This window comes from Mucilaginibacter defluvii, assembly GCF_039543225.1.
Taxonomy (GTDB): Bacteria; Bacteroidota; Bacteroidia; order Sphingobacteriales; family Sphingobacteriaceae; genus Mucilaginibacter; species Mucilaginibacter defluvii.
Window position 1 is genome coordinate 1,059,580 of sequence record NZ_BAABJI010000002.1, and the last position, 22,833, is coordinate 1,082,412.

The window sequence follows — 22,833 nt, forward strand, 5'->3', positions numbered from 1 at the left end:
ACAGAATGAAAAAAATAGCCCTCGCCTCGCTCCTGTTGCAAAGCGCTTTGGCCTTCGGCCAGCCTGCGCCTAAGCCTTACGGTGTAACGCCATCGGCAGCGCAGCTTACCTGGCATAAACTGGAGATGTATTGTATTGTACATTACGGGGTTGATACGTATACTGATAAAGAATGGGGTTTTGGCAATGAGGACCCGAAGCTGATTAACCCGGCAAAGTTTGACGCCGTGCAAATAGTACAGGCAGCTAAGGACGGAGGCTTTAAGGGGATTGTTATGGTGGCCAAACACCATGATGGATTGTGCCTGTGGCCTACTAAAACCACCGAACACAACATCAGCAAAGCCGCCTGGAAAAATGGCAAGGGCGATATGGTGAAAGAATACCAACTGGCCTGCGAGAAATTGGGTATGCAATTGGGCTTATACTGCTCGCCCTGGGACAGGAACAATGCCTTTTACGGCAAGCCTGAATACCTGAAGATATACCAGCAGCAGTTGCGCGAGTTATACAGCAACTATGGCAAGTTATTTATTTCATGGCATGATGGTGCCAACGGTGGCGACGGCTACTACGGCGGCGCTAACGAGACACGCAAAATAGACCGCACCACTTATTACGACTGGCCAAACACCTGGGCCATTACCCGTAAAATGCAGCCCGGAGCAACCTTGTTTGGCGATGTTGGCCCAGATGTGCGTTGGGTAGGCAATGAGGAAGGCCATGCCGGCGAAACCAGCTGGGCAACCTACACACCAAAACCCTCGCAACCCGGCAAAGAACCGGCTAACGGCGAGGTGCTATATGAATTAGGCATCGAGGGCACCCGCAACGGCAGATACTGGATGCCTGCAGAGTGTGATGTACCTTTGCGTCCGGGATGGTTTTACCATGCCAGTCAGGATGGGATGGCGAAATCGCCATATACCCTGCTTGATCTGTATTATAAAAGCGTGGGCCGCGGCGCGGCGCTGGATCTGGGTTTATCGCCAAATCGTGATGGGGTGATAGATGCTGATGATGTAGCCAAGCTGAAAGCCTTTGGCGAATTATTGAAACAAACATTCGCGGTTAATCTGGCTAAGGATGCTATAATTACGGCCAGTAATATACGCGGCAAAAACAGCAAATTGTACGGCACCCAATTCCTGACCGATACTAACCCTTTCTCGTACTGGGCCACGGATGATAAAGTGAATACCCCAATGCTCACCTTGAGCTTTAAAAAGCTGGTTAGCTTTAATGTGATTCAACTGCGTGAGAATATCAAATTAGGGCAGCGTATTGAAGAAGTGGCTGTTGATGCCTATCAAAATAGTGAGTGGAAACAGGTAGCTACCGCTACAAGCATAGGCTCAAAACGATTGATACGCTTGCCGCAAAACATTACAGCAAGCAAGGTAAGGCTCCGCATTGTAAAATCACCGGTAAGTATTGCGCTAAGCGATTTTGGCTTGTATAAAGAACCCGTGCATGTAACCGCGCCGATTATCAGTAAAACCAGCAGCGGTGAAGTTACCATCAGTACCGATGCGCCTGTATCAAACATTTACTACACGCTGGATGGCAGCACCCCAACCAAATCATCCACCCCATACAACAAAACATTTGTTTTGACCAAGGGCGGCGTTGTTAAGGCTATAGCGGTTGATGGAGGTGTAACCAGCGAAGCCGCTAACGTAAAATTCGGTCTGAATAAAAAAGAATGGAAACTGTTAAACGCCGCCAATAACGATGCTGCACAAGCTATAGATGAGAATTACCGCTCGATTTGGAATACTTTACAAAAAGACACTTCGGCAAGCTTCAAACCAACTGAACTGGCTGTCGATATGGGCACTGCGCAAACCATCAGCATATTCACTTATCTGACACGACAGGACAAGAAAACTGAGGGTATTGTTGACCGCTATACTTTTTATGTGAGCGATAATGGTACCGACTGGAAAGAAGCTGCAAAAGGTGAATTCTCCAACATAAAAGCCAACCCTGTTGAGCAGGAAGTGAAGCTAAGTGCACCTATTAAAGCACGTTATTTTAAGTTTCAAGCCGATCATGTGGTCAGCGGGAATGGTGTAGCGATTGCCGAGGTTGGCGTTAGCTCAAAATAATTCATCAAGATGTAATGACTGTTTTTGTGCGCCGTGTGCTGTTTTGGTATGCGGCGCGCAAATAAACCATAAGGCCAATAAAACACCGTAACTTCCGCCCCTTTCAATCCACTCCAAAGCGGCATATTGCGGGTACAAAAGTTCGGTTGCTACTTTCCATATAAAAAACACCAGTAGCAAAGTACGGTTCGGTCTAACTGAAATAAACACGGCCGCCGCAATTTCAACAATGCCATTTACCAAAGCCACATTTTCTGCCTGGCGGAAACCCAGCGCATTATATTGCCCAATTAATCCTTTTTTGTGGATCAGGTTTAACCAACCGTGCCCGGTAAGCAGTAAAAACGCCGCTATGCGTAAAGCTGATTGCACCATCTGCAAACGAGCTACACTAACAGTTACCGGCTGTTTCATCTTACTAAATAATGATTCAACAGACGGCTCAAATCCGCACAATAAAAGCAATGCCAGCGGCGCGCCGTAATTACCGGCACGTTCAATCATCTCGGCAAAAGGCTCGCCAGATAATGGGCGCATGGATGCGGTAATTAAACCCCATACAACCAACCAAAGTGTAACTGCACGTGTAGGATAGATCAGTATGCTGATGCCCATTAAAATATCAACCATACCTACCACAGGCATCAGTTTGTATGCCGTCGCCTCTCCTATCCCGGCTACGGCAAAATAGTTACACCAGATGGGTTTGGTTATAATGCCAAATGCGCCGTGGCCAATAAAACACATGGCTACGGCGCATTGCAAAATAATATATACCGGCTTTACAGCGCCAGTATTTAAAGCAGGTTTAAATATGGTTGCCTTTAGCGGCATCTCTCAATCAAATAGTTTACTTCTTGGAATACGGACGATCTGCCGGTTTTGTACCCCATTTAAAGTTGGGTTTGTTGCCCATTACAAAAACCAGTTCGCCGCCCTTCATTAATTCGGTATGGCTAATATAAGCTTTTGTGTATGGTTTTCCGTTTAAGGTAACGCGCTGTATGTATTTATTTTCATCGCTGTTATTAAGTGCGGTAAGTTTGAATTTTTTGCCCTCCGGCAGGTTGATCAGCGCTTCGTTAAACAGCGGACTACCAAACACATAGTTACCATTAGCCGGGTTAACCGGGTAAAAACCTAATGATGATAAAACATACCAGGCCGACATTTGCCCTACGTCCTCATTACCGATGATGCCATCAGTTTTGGTGGTATAAAAATCCTTCATGATGTAGCGTACCTTTTCGGCTGTTTTCCAGGGCTGCCCAGCGTAAGTGTATAAGTAGGTAATATGGTGGCTCGGCTCGTTACCGTGCGCGTACTGGCCTATCAAACCTGAAATATCGTTTGATGCTTCGGCACCCATATCGCCTTTGGCAACAAAAAAGGTATCCAGTTTAGCGGTAAACTTTTTATCGCCACCCAATAATTTTATCAAGCCCTCCACATCCTGCGGCACCAGCCATTGGTATTGCCAGGCGTTGCCCTCGGTATAATCGCCACGCTCGTGTATGGAGCGGAACGGATCAAACGGCTCTTTAAACTTACCATCAGCCAGTTTAGCACGAAAGAAACCGGTTTTGCTATCGAAATAGTTTTTGTAGTAATTACCCCGTTTACTAAAGTACTCGTAATCGGCCATGTTACCCATCTTCTTCGCCATTTGCGCAGCACTCCAATCGGCCAAAGCATACTCTAAGCCCATTGATACGGATTCGGCTGTACTATCCGCAGGTACATAACCCATTAATTTTACGAATTTGATGCCGCGCTCATCACCCATGGCAGTAGCTTTTACCGCTTCCCAGGCTAATTTTTCGTCAAAGCCTTTGTAACCTTTCAGGTAGGCATCAACCACTACCGGTATAGCGCTGTAACCCACCATACAGTTAGTTTCATTAGCCATCAGGTGCCATACAGGCAGCTTGCCTTGTTGCTTGTAAATGGCCAGCATGGTGTTTATCATATCGCTTACACGCTCAGGGTGCAACAGTGTGTACATTGGGTCGGCAGCACGATAGGTATCCCATAACGAAAAGGTGGTCAGGTTATTAAAACCCTCGTTTTTATGCACCTTTTTATCAGTTCCCCAATAATCGCCGTTAACATCATTAAATGCTGATGGTGCTATCATGGTGTGGTACATGGCTGTGTAAAATACCTTTTTCTTGTCCTCATCGGGCGTGGTAATGGCTACTTTGCTCAGTGCTTTATCCCAAGCGGCTTGCGCCTTGGTTACAGTGCCTGCAAAATCCCAGCCCGGTAATTCGGTTTTCATGTTAAGGGCTGCATTCTCAACACTTACCGGAGAGATGCCAACTTTTACATAAACCTTTTCGCCGTCTTTAGTAGCGAACGTAATTACCCCTTTAGCCTTAACCGCCTCGATTGATGTACCGGTTTTAACAGTGGTGCTGTCATAAACCGTTAGCGTTTTGACAGGTTTTGACAGGATCATGGTAAAAAATATCCGCTGATCAACCGCCCAGCCTTGTGAGTAACGGTAGCCTGTGATGGTGGTATCGTTCACCAGGGTAAGCGATGTTTTCATCGGCCTGTCCCAGCCTATGCCCTGCTGCAGGTCGATCACGATGTGTGATTGATCGTTTTTAGGGAAGGTATATTCATGAAAACCTACGCGTGGCGTGGTGGTTAATTTAACACCAATATTATAACGATTTAGCTTTACAGCATAAAAACCGGCCTGCGCAGTTTCTGACGAACGGTTGAATGTTGATATAAAACCCGATTCCGGATTTTCAAGGCTGCCTTTAGCAACCTTGATCGGGCCAGTGGTTGGCATCAGGGCAATATCACCCAGATCGCCGATACCCGTACCACTCAGGCGGGTATGGCTAAAGCCAACAATGGTGGTATCGCTGATATGATAGCCCGAACACCAATCCCAACCTTCAGATACATTTACCGGACCTAATTGTACCGCGCCAAAGGGAACGTTGGCGCCCATGAACACGTGACCATGAAAGCCCGTACCAATGTACGGATCAACATATTTTGAAAGGCCCGTTGGTTTGCCCTGCCCGAATGCCCCTCCGCACAATGCCGCCAGTGCAAACAGCGAGAAAATACTTTTTTTCATTTGTTTTGTTTTGTAGACTATTAAATAGCCCGCCAATTTAGCCCTAATTCTTAATTAACAGCGATGCTTATTTCCTTTAAGTTCCATCCGCTAACGGTTACTGCCGGTGTGGCGGTATGCAGTTTCGGATCGTAATCAACAGTCACCGTTTTGCTGGTGCCCGGCAATACCGATACATAGTTGTCACTATAAAAAACAGGTAACATGCGCTCTTTTGTAGTGCTGTTTAATAATGATACACGGTTAAAGAATGCCAGTGGCGTGTTAGCCGGGTTAGTTAATGTTACTTCAACCTTGCCGTTAGCTGCCTTTTTAGCCGTAGCGGTTACTTTTGAAGCGGCCATGTTTTTCAGGCCTGAATACTCGCCCTTAGCATCGGCAACCCAATAAATATTTTCGCTGATTATTTTTTGGGTATGATCCTGTAGTTGCAATACCAGGAAGGCGCCTTTATCCTTTGCTACTTCATCTAATTGCTTTTTTACTGACAGGTACCTCTTGGTGGTGGTTGGCGTAACATCCGCGAATACTTGTGTTATCGGTGTCTCCTTACCGTCCAAATCAAGTATCTTGGCAACGATCATCAGGTTGGTATGCGTTTTAAAGGTATTATTGGCAACCATCACCATACCATCGCCAGGGTTGTACATAATGTGCAGCGGCTGGCTGCCGTTGGTTAAGCCGTACAGGCAAGCATTTGGGTCGAGGTAATAATCATACATCTGGCCGCGCATGGCCGTCCACGGGTTTTGTGTTTTCCAGATGATGACACCGGTATACCAATCCCACATGTGCGAGCTAAAGCCTTCCATCAGGGCACGATACTGATCATAATTTATCAATTGTGCTTTTTCGGCAAAATCCTCGGCATCCTGAGGCTTACCGTACTTGTCAATAAAGCCATCGTAACCGATATACTTATGATAATCCCATACCGAATCAACCTTTGATTTACCGGTTGACGCGTCAAACTCCGGCGCAACCATATTTTCTTTAGGGATGAATCTTTTTAACGAGGTATAATCGCTTACCCCTACCGAGCCTACCTCGGAGTTGAAAGGGTACGTTTTAAAATCCCAGAAAACAGATAACGGTTGGATGCCGTACGGGCCATCGCCATTACCACCTAATACGTTGCGCGACATGAGCTCTGAATTGGAGTAGGATACGAACCAGCGGGTTGGATCAAGCTTAGGGAAAACGGTATCCTGCAATGCAGCCAGGATATCCTGCGGAGGCGTGATCTCGTTACCGCCGCACCATAAGGCCAGCGACGGATAGTTACGTACCATCTTCACCTGGTCAGATACTGAACGCATGTACAGGTCATGATCATCCGGATATTTACGGCGCGTCCACTGATCTTCAGCCTTCATCGGGTCAACCCAACGACCGTTACAATCGCCTGATCCCCATAGATCCTGGAATACCAGCAAACCATATCTATCGCAAGCCTTGTAAAACTCAGGGCGCTCAACAATAGCGCCACCCCAAATGCGGATTAGGTTCAGGTTCATATCACGGTGATAGCGAACCTCGGCATCATAACGCATATCCGAGAAGCGCAACATCGCGTCGGATATGATCCAGTTACCGCCTTTGATGAATATCTTTTGACCGTTAACATTAACCTGGCGGCTTTCGGTTTTCTCGTTCCAGTTGGTGGTAATTTGCCTTACGCCTACCTCAACATCTTCTTTTGACGATACCTTATTATCGGCAGTTAAAAACTCAATACGCAAGTTGTAAAGGTTTTGCTCGCCGTAACCATTAGGCCACCACAGTTTCGGGTTTTTAAGCACGTAATCATCCAACTGAACATCCTGAGATGATGATGGCTTTAGGATGATCTTTTTTGAAACCGAACCACCTGCAATCGTGTAACGCAGCGTACCGGTTACCGGTTGCGCCGTAGGGTTTTGTACGGTTGCAGCCACCTTAATAGTAGCCGGAGCTTGCGGACCTTCAGGCTGGCGCACACCCGGAACTAAAGTAATTACATGTGGATTTAAGATAGCAACAGCGCCGGTTTTTTCAATGATTACCTTATCCCATATACCGGTATTTCGGTCGCGCATGGGTTGTATCCAGTCCCATCCTGCGGTGTACTGCAGACCTACGCCCTTGGCAATGGTACCATCACCACCCTGGCCACCGTTAGGATTGCCCACCACATCGGGCGGGTGAACGATGATAGCCAAGCGGTTGCTGCCATTTTTAGCCAGCCACTTGGTAATATTATAACGCTGACGAAGGAACATGCCCTTATGCAGGTTTGCATTCAGTTTATGGCCGTTCAAATAGATATCTGAGCTGTAATTAACGCCACGCAGGTTCAAATAAACCTGGTTATTACCTTGTGGAGCGGCTTCCTTAAAATCCTTTACAAACCAGTAGGTATAGTAATCGCGGCCAATCTTGTAAATATCAGGTATACGCTGGTTGTTCATGCCGTAAAACGGATCAGGCACCTGCTTGTTATTGAGCTGGGTAGTTAAAACCGTACCCGGTACGGTAGCCTTTTCCCAATCTGTGGTAGCGAATGAGGCTTGCGACATTTTTACGCCACCAGCCTGTACTGTTGATGCCTTTTTGCATAACCAGCCTTCATTTAACTCGTATGTGGTTTGTGCCTTTGCGGCAGATAAGCTAAGGGCCATGAGTAAACCCGAGCCTAAACCGATATGTGCTTTTAAAATACTTTTACTGTTGATCTTCAAAACGATAAATGATTTATATAAAATTTAGTAGACGATTTTAAAACCGGCGGCCTCTTTTAAACCTGCCTGCTGATAAAGCGCTTTGTAATTGCTCACCACTATACCATCGGCACCGGCCTTCCATTTTACCTTTTGTTTGCCGCCCATTAGCAATACCTGCTTAGGCTTACCCATACCCTCAATGTTAATGGTTACGTTATCGCCTTGTTCACCCTCAGGTAATACAAAGGCATAGGCCACTTTTTTATCTTTCGATTTGGTATAGAATACATTACCATTTGAATATGGCGCAACGGCCCGTGAGTTATATATACCCTCACCATTGATTTTGATCCACGCTCCAATCGATTTCAAACGATCGTAAGCAACGGGGTCCCAATCGCCGTCAGGACCCGGGCCGATATTCATCAGCAGGTTACCGCCGCGCGATACTATTTTAACCAAAAGGTCAATAACATCATGTGCCGATTTGTATTTATCGCCCGGCACATAGCTCCATGAGTTACCCATGGTAATACAGCTCTCCCACGGATAGCTTAACGGTTTTTCGGGTACTTCCTGTTCAGGGGTGGTATAATTTTCGTATTGGCCGGCAACGGTACGGTCAACCACCATTAAACCCGGCTGGTGCTGCCTTGCCATTGCGGCTATCTTCGGCATGTCAATATCCTGGTTAAATTTGATGCCGCGCTGCCAGTCAACCGCCGTATCAATGGTTTCCTTGGGCCTAACCCAGCCGCCATCCAGCCATAAAATATCTACCTTGCCGTAGCCGGTCATTAATTCCTCTATCTGGTTGTAAGTGAATTTTTTGAAAGCATCCCAGCGCTCCGGGTATTTAGCCGGGTCATAATTCACATTACGATCCTTGGGCGGGAAGTATGGCCACCAGTAATCCTTTGAATGCCAATCGGGTTTTGAAAAGTATGCGCCGATCATGAAGTTCTGTTTCCTGAAGGCGTTAAATATCTCCTTGGTAACGTTAGCCCTTGGATTAGTTGAGAAGGGCGTTTTTTTATCCGTTATCTTATAGTCTGTCTGCTTAGTATCAAACATACTAAAGCCATCATGGTGCTTGGTGGTGAAAACCACGTATTTCATACCGGCTTCGTTAGCTGCCTTCACCCATTTTTCGGGATTGAACTTTACCGGGTTAAAGGTTGTTTGCAGGTTTTCGTACGCCTTAAGGTAATTATTGTAAGTATCTGAATACGGGCCTTTTCGCTGCGTCCAGCCTTCATCTTCAGGGCAAATGCTCCAGCTTTCAACCACGCCCCACTGGCTGTAAGTACCCCAGTGCATAAACAGGCCGAATTTCAGGTCCTGCCATTGGGCAAGTTTGGCCACCACCAGCGGGTCGGTCGGTTTTTCGTACTTTTTAGACAAGTTGTGTGCCTGCCCTAAAACGCCCGTACTGTACAGCATAGCTGCCGCAGCAAAGGCTTTACATATAGTAGATTTACTTATCATCAATGGTAACCGCTTTATTTTGTAATGCGTTTATCTTATTAATTAACGGCTGGCCCAAATGCTCAATAACCAGTACCGAGCCACCCAGCAACTGTGCTTTAACGTTAAGCTTTGATATAACCAGTTCGGTGTCGTTAGCCAATTGCGGTATGCAATGCTCATAAATGGCCTGCTGTATGGGCGACAGCCATAACTTACCAATAACACTGCCCTTGCCGCTCAAAACAATCGTGGATGGGTTCATGATGTGGATCAGCATAGCCAGTCCGCGCCCCACATTGTAAGCCGCTTCTGATATTAATTTTACCGACAGCATATCCCCTTTAATTGCCTCGTTAATAATAGCATTTGCATCAACCACGTCGTAGTTTTTCAGGCTGCTTTTTTGGCCGTTCTGCATTTCAAGCACGGCATTTTCAGTAATCGCTATTAAGGATGAATCCGTTTCCAGGCATCCGCGCTTACCGCACTTACATATTTTACCGTTGTTAACCAGCGATATATGGCTAAACTCGCCCGCCAGGCCACTATGCCCGCGAAATACCTTGTTATCGAGTATCATGCCCAGACCTATGCCCCAGCCCAGGTTAAGTATCATAGCATCGTTCTGTTCAACGGCAGCCCCAAACTTTTGCTCGCCCAAGGCTATCGCGGTTGAGTCATTTTCGATAAATACAGGCAAACCTAAACCCTGCTGTAGCTTTTCGGCCAGCGTAGTATCTGCATCAACATGCAAATAGCTTAAGTTTATGCCCCGCTCCGTGGCAATAAAACCAGGCATAGTAATGCCTACGCTCAAAAACCTGTCGGCACTTATACCCGTACTTCTAATATACTGATCAATACGGGCTACAAGCTCATCAGCCTGCATATCGTAAATTACAATTTTTTCCTTTACAATATCCTTTACAAACTGGTTGTTAAGGTTGAGCACCGCGTATTCAATATCATACTGGCTCATGGCTACAGATACGATAAAAAATGTATCAGGCACAAGTGAATACTTCAATGGCTTGCGGCCACCGTTTGAGTCGGCATATCCTTTTTTCTCAATAACACCTGCCTTTATCAGTCCGTTTATTACCTTAACGGTATAAGGTATACTTTTATTGATATAATTACTTATTTCGGTGCCCGATAACGCGTTATGATAGCACAAGCATTGTATAATGTTGGCATTATCATTCAATACAGACAGATCAGGTTGTAACATATTCCCTCGCTTACTTATTATTTACCTTGTTTAATACATGGCTTAACGCCTGCTTCCTTCATCCTGGCTATGATATAGCCGGCTACATTTTTTCCTTGTGTACTGCCTGTTTCTATACTTTCTATATAATGTATTCCTCCGTAAAATCTCGACATTCCGGCTTCATCAGCTGCCTGGCGGAATGAGTTGAATGATCGTTTTCCGCTTCCGAAAGGTAGTTCGGTATCATCCTCGTATTTAAAATTATCGCCCAACATATAGGTAAGTACCTCAGCCGATGCTGCTGATACTACCGAATGCCCGCTGGTATATTCGGGGAATGGCGGCGTTTGTAAAATCGGCTGCCATTTTACATCCATATACCGGTTAATGAATGTTTCGGGCCGGATGCGGTTAGTAGCGAATTTTTCTTCCCAACAGGCAATGAACGAGTCCATAAGGGTTAAGCCTTCCAAAGTCAGCAAGCATATTGTTTCATCAAACGTAAGCTTTGCCTGTTTTGATACCAGCGCGGTAATATGCATCCAATGCCCGCCCGGACTTATCTTTTTATACCCGATAGACATATGGCCTGAAGTGGTTATTGCAAACGGGTTACAATCCCAAAAAAGCGCCTGGTTAATCTGGTCATCAGTCAGTTTTTTTGATACCTGGTAAACCTCTTTCACCTGCTTGTAAAAAGCCGAAGTTGAATCTTTACTAAACGGTGTAAGCGGAGCCGGTTTACATTGCGTGGCCGTATCAAGCACCATTGTGCGTATAGTTCGCCAGTTAGGTTCAACCGCCTCAAAATATCCCGGCGGGGTTGGGTACCAGTAGCCTTCGCCTTGTAACGGCGTATAGCGTTTCAGGGCGCTAAGTTTGTTGTACCTGTCGCCTTTTGAAAAATTAACCGCATCAATTGCTGCCTGCTGCCCTACCTTTATCGAATTATCGATAACTTCCTGCTTGATACCGGTTTTCTTCACCTGTGTGATGAAAGCGTCCTGATCATCCTTAATCAAAAATCCTGATGGCAGCATGAGCTTAGCGGTTTCAAGAATACTGTAATAGCTGGCTATGCGGTAATCATAAGCCATTTTTACAGTATCTATACCATGCGTAGGCGAATAGCTTTTGATCAGTTTATTAAGCAGTGGCACATTATTATCATGCGCGTTAACAATATTATACGCGCCCAGCATACAGTAAGCGTAATAGCGCGCGGCTACGGGCGGACTAACCACATCGTGTACCATTACCATGCTCACGTTATGCAGCGCGTGCCCCGGCCACATATAATCCGGGAAACTTTTGGCGCGTTGCTGTGCAAGTCCCGCTACGGCATTAAATAACAGGATAACAAATACTAACCTTTGTAAAATTCTCTTCATCAGTATTTATAAAATTGCAATGGCCCTTCAGCCGCACCCACCACTAAATATTTATCCTTGCCTGCCTTTATTTGAATAGCCGATTTAACATCGCCGGTTACTGATAAGCCCGACAGCGGTTGTGGTACATAGCTAAATTTACCCTTGCCGTCGCCTTTCAACAAGGTACCATACCCGGCATCAATACTTCCAAATTTCAGGCGGTTGTTTGAGTGATTACCAAGCAGTAACAGGTCGGTATTTTTATCGTTATCGAAATCGCCGGTTAAAATTTGCGTTGTTACCGTAAATTGCGCCTGCACAGGTAAAGCAACAGCCTCAAACTTGCCGCCGTTGTTTACGAAACAAGTGGTTTCGGTTGTGTTGATGCTGAGCATACTCGCCTTTGATAGTTCCTCAGGCGTGAATATCTCCTTCATTGTAGCATCGGAGTAGGCGCTATAGGATGCAAACCTGCGGCGCATAGGGTAGATCTGCTCGTTAAGCTCATCACGGCTCACAAACGGATAGCTTTTACCCTGCACGTAGAAATTCAGGAAAGGATCAATGGAACCGTTGCCATCAAAGTCAGCATAGTATAATTCAGATGGTTGCTTGTCCGACGCGTTTAGCGGCGAATTAATTCCCATATTACCTGCTATGATATCAGGCTTGCCATCACTATTTGCATCGGCAATGGTTAACGACATCCACACACCTTTTTTCGGGGTAGCGAAGTAATCAGCTGTTTTATCAACAAAACCACCTGTGGTATTCAGGTACACCATTATCGGCATAAACTCACCGCAAACAACCAGGTCGGCACGTTTATCATTGTTAAGGTCGATCCATTGCGCATCTGTTACCATGCCCGGCTTTGCTGATGATGCTACGGTAAATTTACCTTTGCCATCATTTAATAGCCAAAAACTATCCGGCGCGGTTGGATATTTACCGGGTACTACCCTGCCGCCTACAAACAGGTCAAGGTCGCCATCGTTATCAAAATCATACGGACGAACGCACGATTTGCTGTTTGCCCCGGTTTGCGATGGCAATGCGGTTGGCGCCCATGTGAGGCTGCCTTTACCATCGTTAATATAAAGTTCATCCTCCAGGTTACCTGTGTTTGCCTCATAAGTAGCGTAACCGCCCTTGGCCAGGTATAGGTCAGGGAATTTATCACCATTGGCATCAAAAAAAGCAGCAGCGGCTACTGTACCTATATTTTGATCGTTACCACGTTTTAAATCAGTTTCCTTAAACGTACCGCCCTGCTGTTGCAGGTATACTTTGCCTACTGTTGTATTATCGGCACTGCTGATGTAAATATCCTGTAAGCCATCGCCATTAATATCGGCAGTAACCATAACCGGCGATGTTTTCGAGTACATGAACATCATCAGCAACTGGCGTTTAAAATCATTAATAACCAATGCCTGCTGATTAAAATCGACCAGTGGTTTTTGCTTGGTGAATATTGTTTTGGTACTGGTTAATGCTTCTTTAAATGACGCAGTTGAATTCTGCTCAACCTGCAAACGTTGATTAACGGCCGGGTTACCAATAACCTGCACCATTTGATCGGGCCAGATAATTTTTATTGAATCCACTTTTTTAGTATCGCCCAAACCAAAATTCAGTATGGTTGATGTACTGCTTAAATAGCCCCGGTTAGGATTTACTTCCTGGTATTGGGCGCCTGTTGTACCGTACAAATAAACCTTTGCCCCTACCGCATTTGGGTTTGGCTTTTTGCCATTGAGTTTAATGGCCAGGTAATTGTTATTCGCAGCGTTACGGGTGTTTTCGTAAATTGATGCTGGCTGATTGATATTGTTTATGATCAGATCCAGATCACCATCATTATCCAAATCAGCATAAATAGCTCCGCTTGATATGCTCGTCTCTGTTAAGCCCCATTCCGTTTGCTTATTGCTGAAAGTGAGGTTGTGGTTATTGCTGAAAATGTAATTAGGCAATTTGGTTGAAGGCATAGCCTTGATCAGCTCCATTAGCAGGAACGGCTCTTTGTTCATGGCTTTTTTGATCTTGTAATCGCCCCAATAGCGTAAAAAATCCTTGTTGGTGTAATCGCGCAGGTAACCGTTGCTGATGAAGATGTCCTTATAACCATCATTATCAAAATCAGCTATCAGCGGGCACCAGCTCCAATCGGTAGCGGCCACTCCCGCCATGTTAGCTATTTCACTGAACGTGCCATCGCCATTATTGAGCTGCAGCATGTTGCGCATATATTGTTTGTAGAGATCCTGCTTAAGCATTAGCTCAAAAGACTCATAATTTTCTTCGAGTTGTAATGATTTTTGCCTGTGGTTATCCTCGGGCAACATATCAAGGGTCAGGATGTCGGGTAAACCATCGTTGTTATAGTCGGCAATATCAACCCCCATCGAGAAATGCGACATATGCCTCAGCATTTTCTTCGATGCATCGGTAAATGTTTTGTTGTGATTGTTAATGTAAATGTAATCAGGCTCGTTGTAATCATTGGTAACATAAACATCCTGCCAGCCGTCCATATTAATATCGGCAATGGCAATGCCCAAACCAAACGTCAGCGGATTTTGGATGATACCCGCCTTCGTAGATACATCAGTAAATTTATTGTTATTGTTCTCGAACAGTTTGTTGCCCGCCAGCATATCCGTTTCGTTTTTATAACGGGCCAGCTCCATGTTATCAATTTTTTTGATATTATGGTTCAGCAAAAACATGTCGAGGTCACCGTCGTTATCATAGTCAAAAAACGCGGCTTGCGTACTGTAACCCGGGTCGTCGAGGCCGTAAGCGGCTGCTTCTTCCTTAAACTTATTATTGCCCTGGTTGATGAAGAGTTGATTACGGCGCTGGTTATTTTCAACCTTGCCTGAGTAGCATACGTAAATATCTAATAGTCCGTCGCCGTTAACATCGGCCATGGTAACGCCTGTTTTCCATGAGCCCGACCGGCCGGCCAGTTCCTTGCAGGCATCTTTGGTGATGTCCTTAAATTTCAGTCCGCCTAAATTAAGGTATAATTTATTAGGTTGCATATTGGCGGTAAACATCAGGTCAGTTAAACCATCGTTGTTGATGTCCCCCGCGGCTACGCCGCCGCCATTGTAAAAGTATTCGTACGAGAGTACGTTAAGCGATTCTGTTTCATTTATGGCATTTGAAAAAGTAATGCCCGTTTGTTTTGCATCAAGCTGCCTGAATAAAGGCTGCTGCGCAAACACATTAAAAGGTACAGCAAATGCCGCCGTAACACACAAAGCGAACGATCTCCACCCGGCCATAATAAACTGAATCGGAAGAAAAAATAAATGAGAAAAAAGAATAATTAATAATTACAACCCATTTCCGGGTTGTAATTATTAATTATAAAAGAAAAGTTATTGCTTATCCCACCAAACACGGGTAGCAAAATTATCAGGGCCCTGGCGTTGAACCGCTGCCTGGTAATTAGCACCATTAGTTTGCAATAATGTGGTTGGGTAAGGCATTCTGCGCGGAACCTGACCTGTGATAAACTGACCTGCATAAGTTATCGGCGTTAATACAGGGAAACCTGATCTTCTCCAATTAGCAAATGTTTCGTTGAAGTTGAAGGTAGTTGATGTAACTACATAATATTCCATGTTTATTTGCTCTAAAGCAGTTGCCGAAACTAACGGGTGCGCAGCAACATACGTTGCGATAGCAGCACTATTAACAGCAGCAGCTCCTGAAGTGTTATATTGAGCAAGTGAAGCCATGTCCGCAGTTAATGCGTTAGCATAATGTGTAGCTGCAGAACCTGTACTCCAACCCCTTGTGGCAGCCTCGGCTAACAATAGCTCAGATTCGCCATAAGTATAGATGAAGTTAGCGCTGGTTCTCTCAGCATAAACCTGTAAGCGCGGGCGAGAATATTTGCCTAGGGGTGCAGGAGCATCAGTAGCTGAAGCGGCCGGAGTAGCACCAGGATAACCGGGAGCATTTGAAATGTCTCTCGAACCACCGGTAGTTACATAGCCATTAGGCATACCCATTTGCAGGCTGTAAGTAGTTATACCCGGTTTGGTACGGTCCTCATTAGCTGCCTTACCATTACCATCAGTAATTTCGGCAATAGCAGATACACGAGGGTCATTGCTTGATTTCATAAAATCAATCAATGTTTTACCCCAGCGCACTTCCCTGAAATCATCAGTAACCAATAAAGCGTCAGAATTACTGCTGGTGTTACCATTGGCATCGGTCATTACCTTAGCGTTATCAGCAATAGAGCTCATGGTACCGCCTGCATAGGCTTTTTCAGCATATGTTTTAGCAGTAGCAGCGTCAACCTTAGTTAAACGCATTGCAGCTTTCAACATCAGCGAGTAACCCAAACGTTTCCACTGCGCGATGTTACCGCCGTAGAAAAGATCCGCTGTAGGTGTTGCTTTTGACGCGTCGAGTGCTGCAGTAGCTTGCTCTAATTGCGACAGGATAGCTCTGTAGATATCTTCTTGCTTGTCAAATACAGGCTCAAAAATGCCATTTTTTGCTTGTGAAGCCTGTGAATATGGCGCGTCACCATGTAAGTCGGTAACACGTTGTATAAACATTGCCTGTAAGATAGTGGCACAAGCCTCAAGGTTAGCATACTCAGGTTTGTCTTTTATCAGATTTTTCATCTCATATACCAATGACAATGCCTGATAGCTACGGTTCCAGGTGCGGTTAAAATAACCGGTACCACCACCACCGTATACATATTTATCGCCATTGCTGTAGTAGCTGAATGTTGACGCTAATGACTGCATCCACATGCTTTGAAACAGCAACTGATCATATCCGGTTTGTGAAAACGTAATCTGGGCCTGCGACATCAGGTAATTGGGGTTGATCAACTCATCCGTAAGTTTGTCTGGCTGCGTATTTACCTCTTCAAAATTTTTGGTACAACTTGTTACGAGAGAAGCTCCCGCTAACAAAAACCCAATAATATATCGTTTTTTCATCTCGTTAGTTTTTGAATTTAAAGTTTACGTTTAAACCATAAGTTCTGGTGAAAGGTAAGCTGGTACCTTCAATACCGGCATATCTTGGATCAGCAGAGAAGCCTGACTCAGGATCGATGTTTTTGGTCTTTCTCATGATCGTCCAAAGGTTACGGCCTACTGCAGAAACACCAATGCTGCTGAACGGAGTACCTCTCAGGAATGCAGCATTAAAGGTATAACCTAAAGTTATCTGGCGCAATTTGATAAAGCTACCATCTAATACGGATACCGCACCTACGTTACGTGATAATGCCTGATAGTAAGTTTGTGCAGGAGCAGCCGTGGTGTTTGTAGCACCTGATTCAGTAACACCCTGACCAACCACACCGCCTTCACGGCCTTCCAACGTAAGTTTATTTAAACCTCTGAAAATACTTCCGTTTTCAGTAGCTGAAAGCACTTTGTTACCAAAACGGTAATCAACCAGGAAGCTTAAGTTAAATTGTTTATAGTTGAATGTGTTGTTAAAACCACCGTAAATTTTAGGGATGGTTGAGCCCATAGCTTTCAACTCGCCGCGTTGTGGCAATCCGTCACCATCATATACGATGTTACCGGCAGCATCACGTTTGTAATCACTGGCCAGAATTTGCGGACCAGCTAAACCAACTACAAGCGCTGTAATAGCGGTACCTGAACTTGCCGCAGGACGGTAAGTACCAAAGTTTACGTTATTTTCCAAATCATCAGTTGACAGGATCTTGTTCTTAACAAAAGTAAAGTTGAATGACGGCGTCCAGCTGAAGTCTGATTTTCTTACCGGTGTACCATGAATTTCGACCTCTAAACCACGGTTTTGAGTTGAGCCTGTACCGATGTAACGGTTGGTGTAACCGGCCGTCCAGTCAGTTTGAGCATTGATGATCTCATCCTTGGTTTTACGTGAGAAATAAGTAATGTCAAAACCCAATCTGTCACCCCAGAATTTCATCTCTAAACCAGCCTCAAGCTCTTGCAATCTGTATGGTTTCAAAAACAAGTTGGGCAACTGGCTGCTGAAACCCGCAGCAGGTATGCCGTTAATTGAATTGTTCAGATCATAATAAACTGTGTTAGCGTATGGCTTCGCATCAGCGCTTGTTTGCGCATATGATAAACGTACTTTACCTAAATCAAGGCCATTTATCTGATATAATTCAGAGAAGATAAAGCTACCTGCAACAGATGGCGAGAATATACCGGGACCAACTGATTTAGAAATCGAGCTGTAATAGTCATAACGGCCGGTTGTACTCAATACAAAGAAATTCTTGAATGAAAAATCAGCTGAGTAGTACGCAGAATTTACTTGATTAGCAGATAGATCATTATACGGTCCTGAATCTCTCGTTCTAAAGTTTCTTAAACTATAAAAATATGGGATGATAAATCCATTTTGACCGTTGATATAAGTACCGGTAAGATTTGACTTACGAATGTTACCACCAACGCTTAAGTCTAAATCCAACAAGTCTTTAACTAAGTTACGCTTAGCGTTAATTAATACGTCCGCGTTAAACTCTGTAGTTTGCAGGTTGGTTTGATTCATAGTACCGTTATCGTTACGGTAAGCAGTACCTGTTGGCTCAATATCAACCCTTAAATCGTTACTGTTATCATAACCTAAACGGCCTTGAACATATAACCAGTTGGTTAAATCGTACTTTGCAGAAAGTGAAGATATTAAACGATTACGTTTAACATTTTTCTGGAAAAAGTTAGCAGCGAAATATGGGTTAGTAACATAAGTATCATCCGTAAAGGTTAGCTCCTTACCTCCGGTTGTAGTGCCTGGCGAAAGGGTCTTGATATCTTGATTCGGCGCCAGGAAAAGACCGTTGTTCGGGTTACCCGGGCCATCGCTCAAACCCGACCTGTTCTTAGAATTCTCGAGTACATAATTAGCTACCACACTAATATTCAACCTTTTGGTAACTTGCTGGCTACCGTTAAAGTTAAAGGTTTTCCTGTCTAAATAACTGTTTGGTACAATTGAATTGGCACGCAGGTTTGACAGCGATAAACGGAAAGCACCTGTTTCGTTACCACCGGTAAACGAAGCGGTGTTGGTAAAGCTTGGTGCAGTACGGTAAAAATCAATGTAATTAGATACCGGAGAATACGGATGCATTTTACCGTCGATCTGCATTACATCAGATCCATCCATTCTGGTACCCCAGGCAAGGCTACCTGATAAACGGGCCGCATCAAGTGTAGTAGGTTTTACTCCTTGTATACCCTGACCATAAACTTGCTGGAAATCGGTATTATCAACCGCTTTATCAAACTGAACGTTGCTATTAAATTCAATACCAAACTGAGAGTTCTTTTTACCCGATTTGGTAGTAATTAAAATTACACCGTTGGATGCACGTGTACCATATAGAGCCGAAGCGGTCTGTCCTTTCAATACAGTCATTGATTCGATATCGTCAGAGTTGATGTTTGAGATACCATCGCCATAGTCGGCACCGCCCCACTCGCCAGACTGGCCTCTTTGTGTATTATCCATCGGCACACCGTTGATAACATAAAGCGGGCCGCCTGCGGTAAAGCTGGTTAAACCGCGCAATAATACCCTCGCTGATGAACCCGGACCACCGTTTGAACCGCCTACACTTAAACCGGCAACGCGGCCTTGTAATGATAAAGCAACGTTGGTTTCCTTAGCTTTGTTTAAAGCCTCGCCATTTACCGTTGTTACAGCGTAACCCAGTTTCTTTTGTTCTTTAGTGATACCTAAAGCGGTTACAACAACCTCTTTAAGGTCTGTTTGCGATGGCTGTAAAGTTACATTAATAACTGTTTTACCTGCTACGGCTACCTCTTGAGATTGGTAACCTATAAATGAGAATACCAGCGTACCGTTATCTGGCGCGTTGATAGAGAATTTACCTGAAGCATCAGTAACGGTGCCTGCGGTTGAGCCTTTAACGGCTACAGATACACCCGGAAGCGGAGCTCCTTTTTCATCAACCACCCTACCGGTAACGGCTACAGGGGCTATTGTTTTTTTAACTGATACCGGCGCCGCTGCAACAGTGTTGCTGAAATTGGTTGCGGCCACGGCTAACATAGAGAACTTAAAAATTAATGAGGCTTTTTTTAGCCAGTACTTATCCCTTACACCCGATGGATGTTCAAAATATTTCATAATTTTACTCGGTTAAAGTGACTTGATTATCAGGCAATAACAGCTGCCACTGGCATTGCCCTTAGTTAATTAGTTTCTTGCAGGAATTATTGATTATAATTCCTGTTTTTTTTGCGGAGTACCGTTTATCTCATATTATATATCTTGTTTTAAGGTTAATAATCAATTAATAACATACATGTCTTTTTTAGCGTTGCAACAGGCCGCGCGGAATAGAACCCATAGGATATAGAACGGGTACCGCAAACCTTGATTTATATTGGAAAATTGATAGCGGGATGATATGCTCGATATCGATTGCAGAACTCAGAAAAAACTTGGCGGACCGATTGCCCACATTAGCTTTTTTTGATTTTTGATTAATGTACCAGGTAAAAATTTTATACATATTATACCAGCTGCAATTAATATTTAAATGTATTGGCAATTTAACATTAATGTTACAAATGCAAAACAATTTTTAATTTTTTTTTCTAAACACAAATCAAAATATTAAAAAACTGTAATCTTGACAATACTTTTTAAATATTTTAATTATTCACGAATATATAGTTTATTATTTCATTTAAAAAAGCCCTGATTTGAATTTTTTAATTGACCGTTTGACAGTTAAATTTAACATTAATCTACCAGTTTATGATTTTTGCAAGGTAAAACGTTATAACATTTTAATATTGTTAACAATAATGCTGACTTATTAAAGGTTCAGCTAAAATGGTTTACCACTTGTAAAATAAAATTAGCTTTGCTTTTTTTACAACAATCAATTGTACCTTAATGAATTTAGCCAGCAAACCGGCGACAGTACCGGCCTTTATACAAAACATCATCAAAAATATTCATCCTGTGGATCAGCCCTTTTTAAGCCACAAAGTAAAAAACGAATGGATTGACATTACATACAATCAGGCGCTCGAAAAGATTAACGCTTTATCAGCCTGGATGCTGCACATCGGGGTAAAAAAAGGCGATCATCTCGCACTGATGATTGAGAACGGGCCCGACTATATTTACTATGACCAGGCTTTACAACAAATTGGCGCAGTCAATACATCTATATATCCAACGCTTAGCGAGGCCGATGTGGAGTATATACTGAACGATTCGCAATCGCGCACTATATTAGTAGGCAACCCCTTCCTTTTTCGCAAAATTCAAAAGGCTGCCAACAACTGCCCTTCGCTCATCCACATCATACCTGCTTTTGATGAATTTGAAAAACATATATCAGGCCAAGCGTTAAACGTCGGTATCATTGGCCTTAAACAGGTTATTGCTGAAGGCACTTCGCTGCTTGGCCAGTATAAGGCAGATATCAATATAGCCCGCGAAGCAATTTTACCTACCGATATTTCATGCCTTATATATACATCAGGCACAACGGGTACACCTAAAGGCGCGATGCTTACGCATCAAAACCTTACCGCCAATGTTTGGGCGAGCCTCGAGCAGATAACCGTAGTTGAAAAAACGGATGTATTTTTATCGTTCCTGCCGCTATCGCATGTATTTGAGCGCACAGCCACTTACCACATTTGCCTGGCAATGGGTTGTAAAATAGTTTTCGCCCAAAGCCTTGAACTACTGGCAAAAAATATGGGTGAGGTCAGACCTACCATTATGAACTGCGTGCCCCGACTGTTGGAACGTATACAGGACCGTGCCATGAAAACAGGCACTGAAGCTGGCGGCATCAAAGCCAAGATATTTTTATGGGCGTTGAGCGTTGGCCGTAAATACCGCTACGCGTTAGAAGCCGGGAAATTGCCGGGGTTAATATTAAATACCCAAAACAAGCTTGCCGATAAATTAGTGTTCAGCAAAATTAAAGAGAAAACCGGCGGCCGCCTGAAGTTCATGATATCGGGGGGAGGTGCGTTGCCTAAAAATGTAGGCGAGTTTTTTGGCGATCTGGGCATTAAGGTGCTGGAGGGATATGGGCTGACGGAAACATCTCCGGTGATGAGTGTTAATGAGCAGGACAGGCAGGTTTATGGCACTGCCGGCCGGGTGATACCGGGTATTGAGGTGGCCATACAGAATATTGATACCAAGCAGATATATACCATCCAAACCCATAAAAGCTTTAAGCCCGATTTTGAATCAGACGAAGGTGAGATTATTGTGCGTGGCCATTGCGTGATGAAGGGCTACTGGAACAAACCGGAAGACACTGCCGCCGCAATTGATAAGGATGGATGGTTTCATACAGGTGATATTGGCCGCTTTTTTAAAGGTAACATTCAAATAACCGACCGGTTGAAAAATATGCTGGTAAATGCCTATGGTAAAAACGTTTACCCAACACCGGTTGAAAACACTTACCTGAAAAGCCCGCGAATTGAAGGTGTATTTTTAATTGGCGACAGGCGCGAATACATAACCGCTATAATTACCCCGTCGAAAGATGCGCTGCAAACCAAATTCGGGTTGCCCGAAAGTTTTTTTGAGCAGGAAGCAACCTTTATTGATGATGCCGAAATTGTTAAATGGATGGCGGAGGATATCCGCAAATACTCAAACGAGTTAGCTAAGTTTGAGCGTATCAAAAACTTCAAAGTTAAACGCAAACCGTTCAGCATGGAAGAGGGAGAGATCACCCCTACCATGAAAACCAAACGCCGCGTTATCGAACAAAAATATGCCGAGGCTATTGAAGACCTGTATGCTGCCGACGCAGACGACGCATTATAAT

The 22,833-nt window shown here is 44.3% G+C and carries 11 protein-coding genes; 2 read left to right on the forward strand and 9 right to left on the reverse strand.

Translation table 11 applies throughout. From position 1 onward, the window contains the following. Positions 1 to 5 precede the first annotated feature (5 nt). Positions 6 to 2,111 (forward strand): alpha-L-fucosidase, encoded by a 2,106-nt coding sequence (locus ABD960_RS10925; protein ID WP_345331189.1) that lies wholly within the window; start codon positions 6 to 8, stop codon positions 2,109 to 2,111. Here ABD960_RS10925 and ABD960_RS10930 read toward each other — a convergent pair. The 9 genes from ABD960_RS10930 to ABD960_RS10970 all read right to left on the reverse strand — a co-directional run bounded on the left by ABD960_RS10930 (position 2,103) and on the right by ABD960_RS10970 (position 20,138). Then, positions 2,103 to 2,945 carry a hypothetical protein gene (locus tag ABD960_RS10930; protein ID WP_345331190.1) on the reverse strand — a complete coding sequence of 281 codons (843 nt, stop codon included), beginning with the start codon at positions 2,943 to 2,945 and terminating at the stop codon, positions 2,103 to 2,105. The two genes, ABD960_RS10925 and ABD960_RS10930, sit on opposite strands and share 9 nt — an antisense overlap. 16 nt (positions 2,946 to 2,961) lie before the next feature. Then, positions 2,962 to 5,214, reverse strand: coding sequence for a GH92 family glycosyl hydrolase (locus tag ABD960_RS10935; protein WP_345331191.1), 2,253 nt, complete (start codon positions 5,212 to 5,214; stop codon positions 2,962 to 2,964). A 50-nt stretch (positions 5,215 to 5,264) separates the two neighbouring features. After that, complete coding sequence (locus ABD960_RS10940) at positions 5,265 to 7,934, reverse strand: glycoside hydrolase family 2 protein (protein ID WP_345331192.1); 2,670 nt, start codon at positions 7,932 to 7,934, stop codon at positions 5,265 to 5,267. Between the two features lie 24 nt (positions 7,935 to 7,958). Further along, positions 7,959 to 9,404: an alpha-L-fucosidase gene (locus ABD960_RS10945; RefSeq protein ID WP_345331193.1), complete on the reverse strand. Its 1,446-nt coding sequence runs from the start codon at positions 9,402 to 9,404 to the stop codon at positions 7,959 to 7,961. Then, positions 9,394 to 10,617, reverse strand: a complete 1,224-nt coding sequence (locus ABD960_RS10950) for an ROK family protein (protein WP_345331194.1) — start codon at positions 10,615 to 10,617, stop codon at positions 9,394 to 9,396. The genes ABD960_RS10945 and ABD960_RS10950 overlap by 11 nt, the downstream gene beginning before the upstream one ends. Positions 10,618 to 10,634: 17 nt before the next feature. After that, positions 10,635 to 11,990 (reverse strand): vanadium-dependent haloperoxidase, encoded by a 1,356-nt coding sequence (locus ABD960_RS10955; protein WP_345331195.1) that lies wholly within the window; start codon positions 11,988 to 11,990, stop codon positions 10,635 to 10,637. Next, positions 11,990 to 15,271, reverse strand: coding sequence for a VCBS repeat-containing protein (locus tag ABD960_RS10960; RefSeq protein ID WP_345331196.1), 3,282 nt, complete (start codon positions 15,269 to 15,271; stop codon positions 11,990 to 11,992). The genes ABD960_RS10955 and ABD960_RS10960 overlap by 1 nt, the downstream gene beginning before the upstream one ends. Before the next feature lie 96 nt (positions 15,272 to 15,367). Further along, on the reverse strand, positions 15,368 to 16,963 hold the full coding sequence (locus ABD960_RS10965; protein ID WP_345331197.1) for a SusD/RagB family nutrient-binding outer membrane lipoprotein: 1,596 nt from the start codon (positions 16,961 to 16,963) through the stop codon (positions 15,368 to 15,370). 4 nt (positions 16,964 to 16,967) lie between these two features. After that, entirely contained in the window at positions 16,968 to 20,138 is a 3,171-nt protein-coding gene (locus ABD960_RS10970; protein ID WP_345331198.1) for a SusC/RagA family TonB-linked outer membrane protein, read from the reverse strand. A gap of 777 nt (positions 20,139 to 20,915) precedes the next feature. On the opposite strand from ABD960_RS10970, the gene ABD960_RS10975 reads away from it, so the two are divergent. Further along, a complete protein-coding gene (locus tag ABD960_RS10975; protein ID WP_345331199.1) occupies positions 20,916 to 22,832 on the forward strand; it encodes an AMP-dependent synthetase/ligase in 1,917 nt (638 codons plus the stop codon). The last annotated feature ends 1 nt before the right edge of the window (position 22,833 follow it).

Coding starts and splice junctions, on each gene's coding strand:
- ABD960_RS10965 (WP_345331197.1), bottom strand. CDS start 16,963: ATGAAAAAACGATATATTATTGGGTTTTTGTTAGCGGGAGCTTCTCTC.
- ABD960_RS10950 (WP_345331194.1), bottom strand. CDS start 10,617: ATGTTACAACCTGATCTGTCTGTATTGAATGATAATGCCAACATTATA.
- ABD960_RS10930 (WP_345331190.1), bottom strand. CDS start 2,945: ATGCCGCTAAAGGCAACCATATTTAAACCTGCTTTAAATACTGGCGCT.
- ABD960_RS10935 (WP_345331191.1), bottom strand. CDS start 5,214: ATGAAAAAAAGTATTTTCTCGCTGTTTGCACTGGCGGCATTGTGCGGA.
- ABD960_RS10925 (WP_345331189.1), top strand. CDS start 6: ATGAAAAAAATAGCCCTCGCCTCGCTCCTGTTGCAAAGCGCTTTGGCC.
- ABD960_RS10975 (WP_345331199.1), top strand. CDS start 20,916: ATGAATTTAGCCAGCAAACCGGCGACAGTACCGGCCTTTATACAAAAC.
- ABD960_RS10960 (WP_345331196.1), bottom strand. CDS start 15,271: ATGGCCGGGTGGAGATCGTTCGCTTTGTGTGTTACGGCGGCATTTGCT.
- ABD960_RS10970 (WP_345331198.1), bottom strand. CDS start 20,138: ATGAAATATTTTGAACATCCATCGGGTGTAAGGGATAAGTACTGGCTA.
- ABD960_RS10955 (WP_345331195.1), bottom strand. CDS start 11,990: ATGAAGAGAATTTTACAAAGGTTAGTATTTGTTATCCTGTTATTTAAT.
- ABD960_RS10945 (WP_345331193.1), bottom strand. CDS start 9,404: ATGATAAGTAAATCTACTATATGTAAAGCCTTTGCTGCGGCAGCTATG.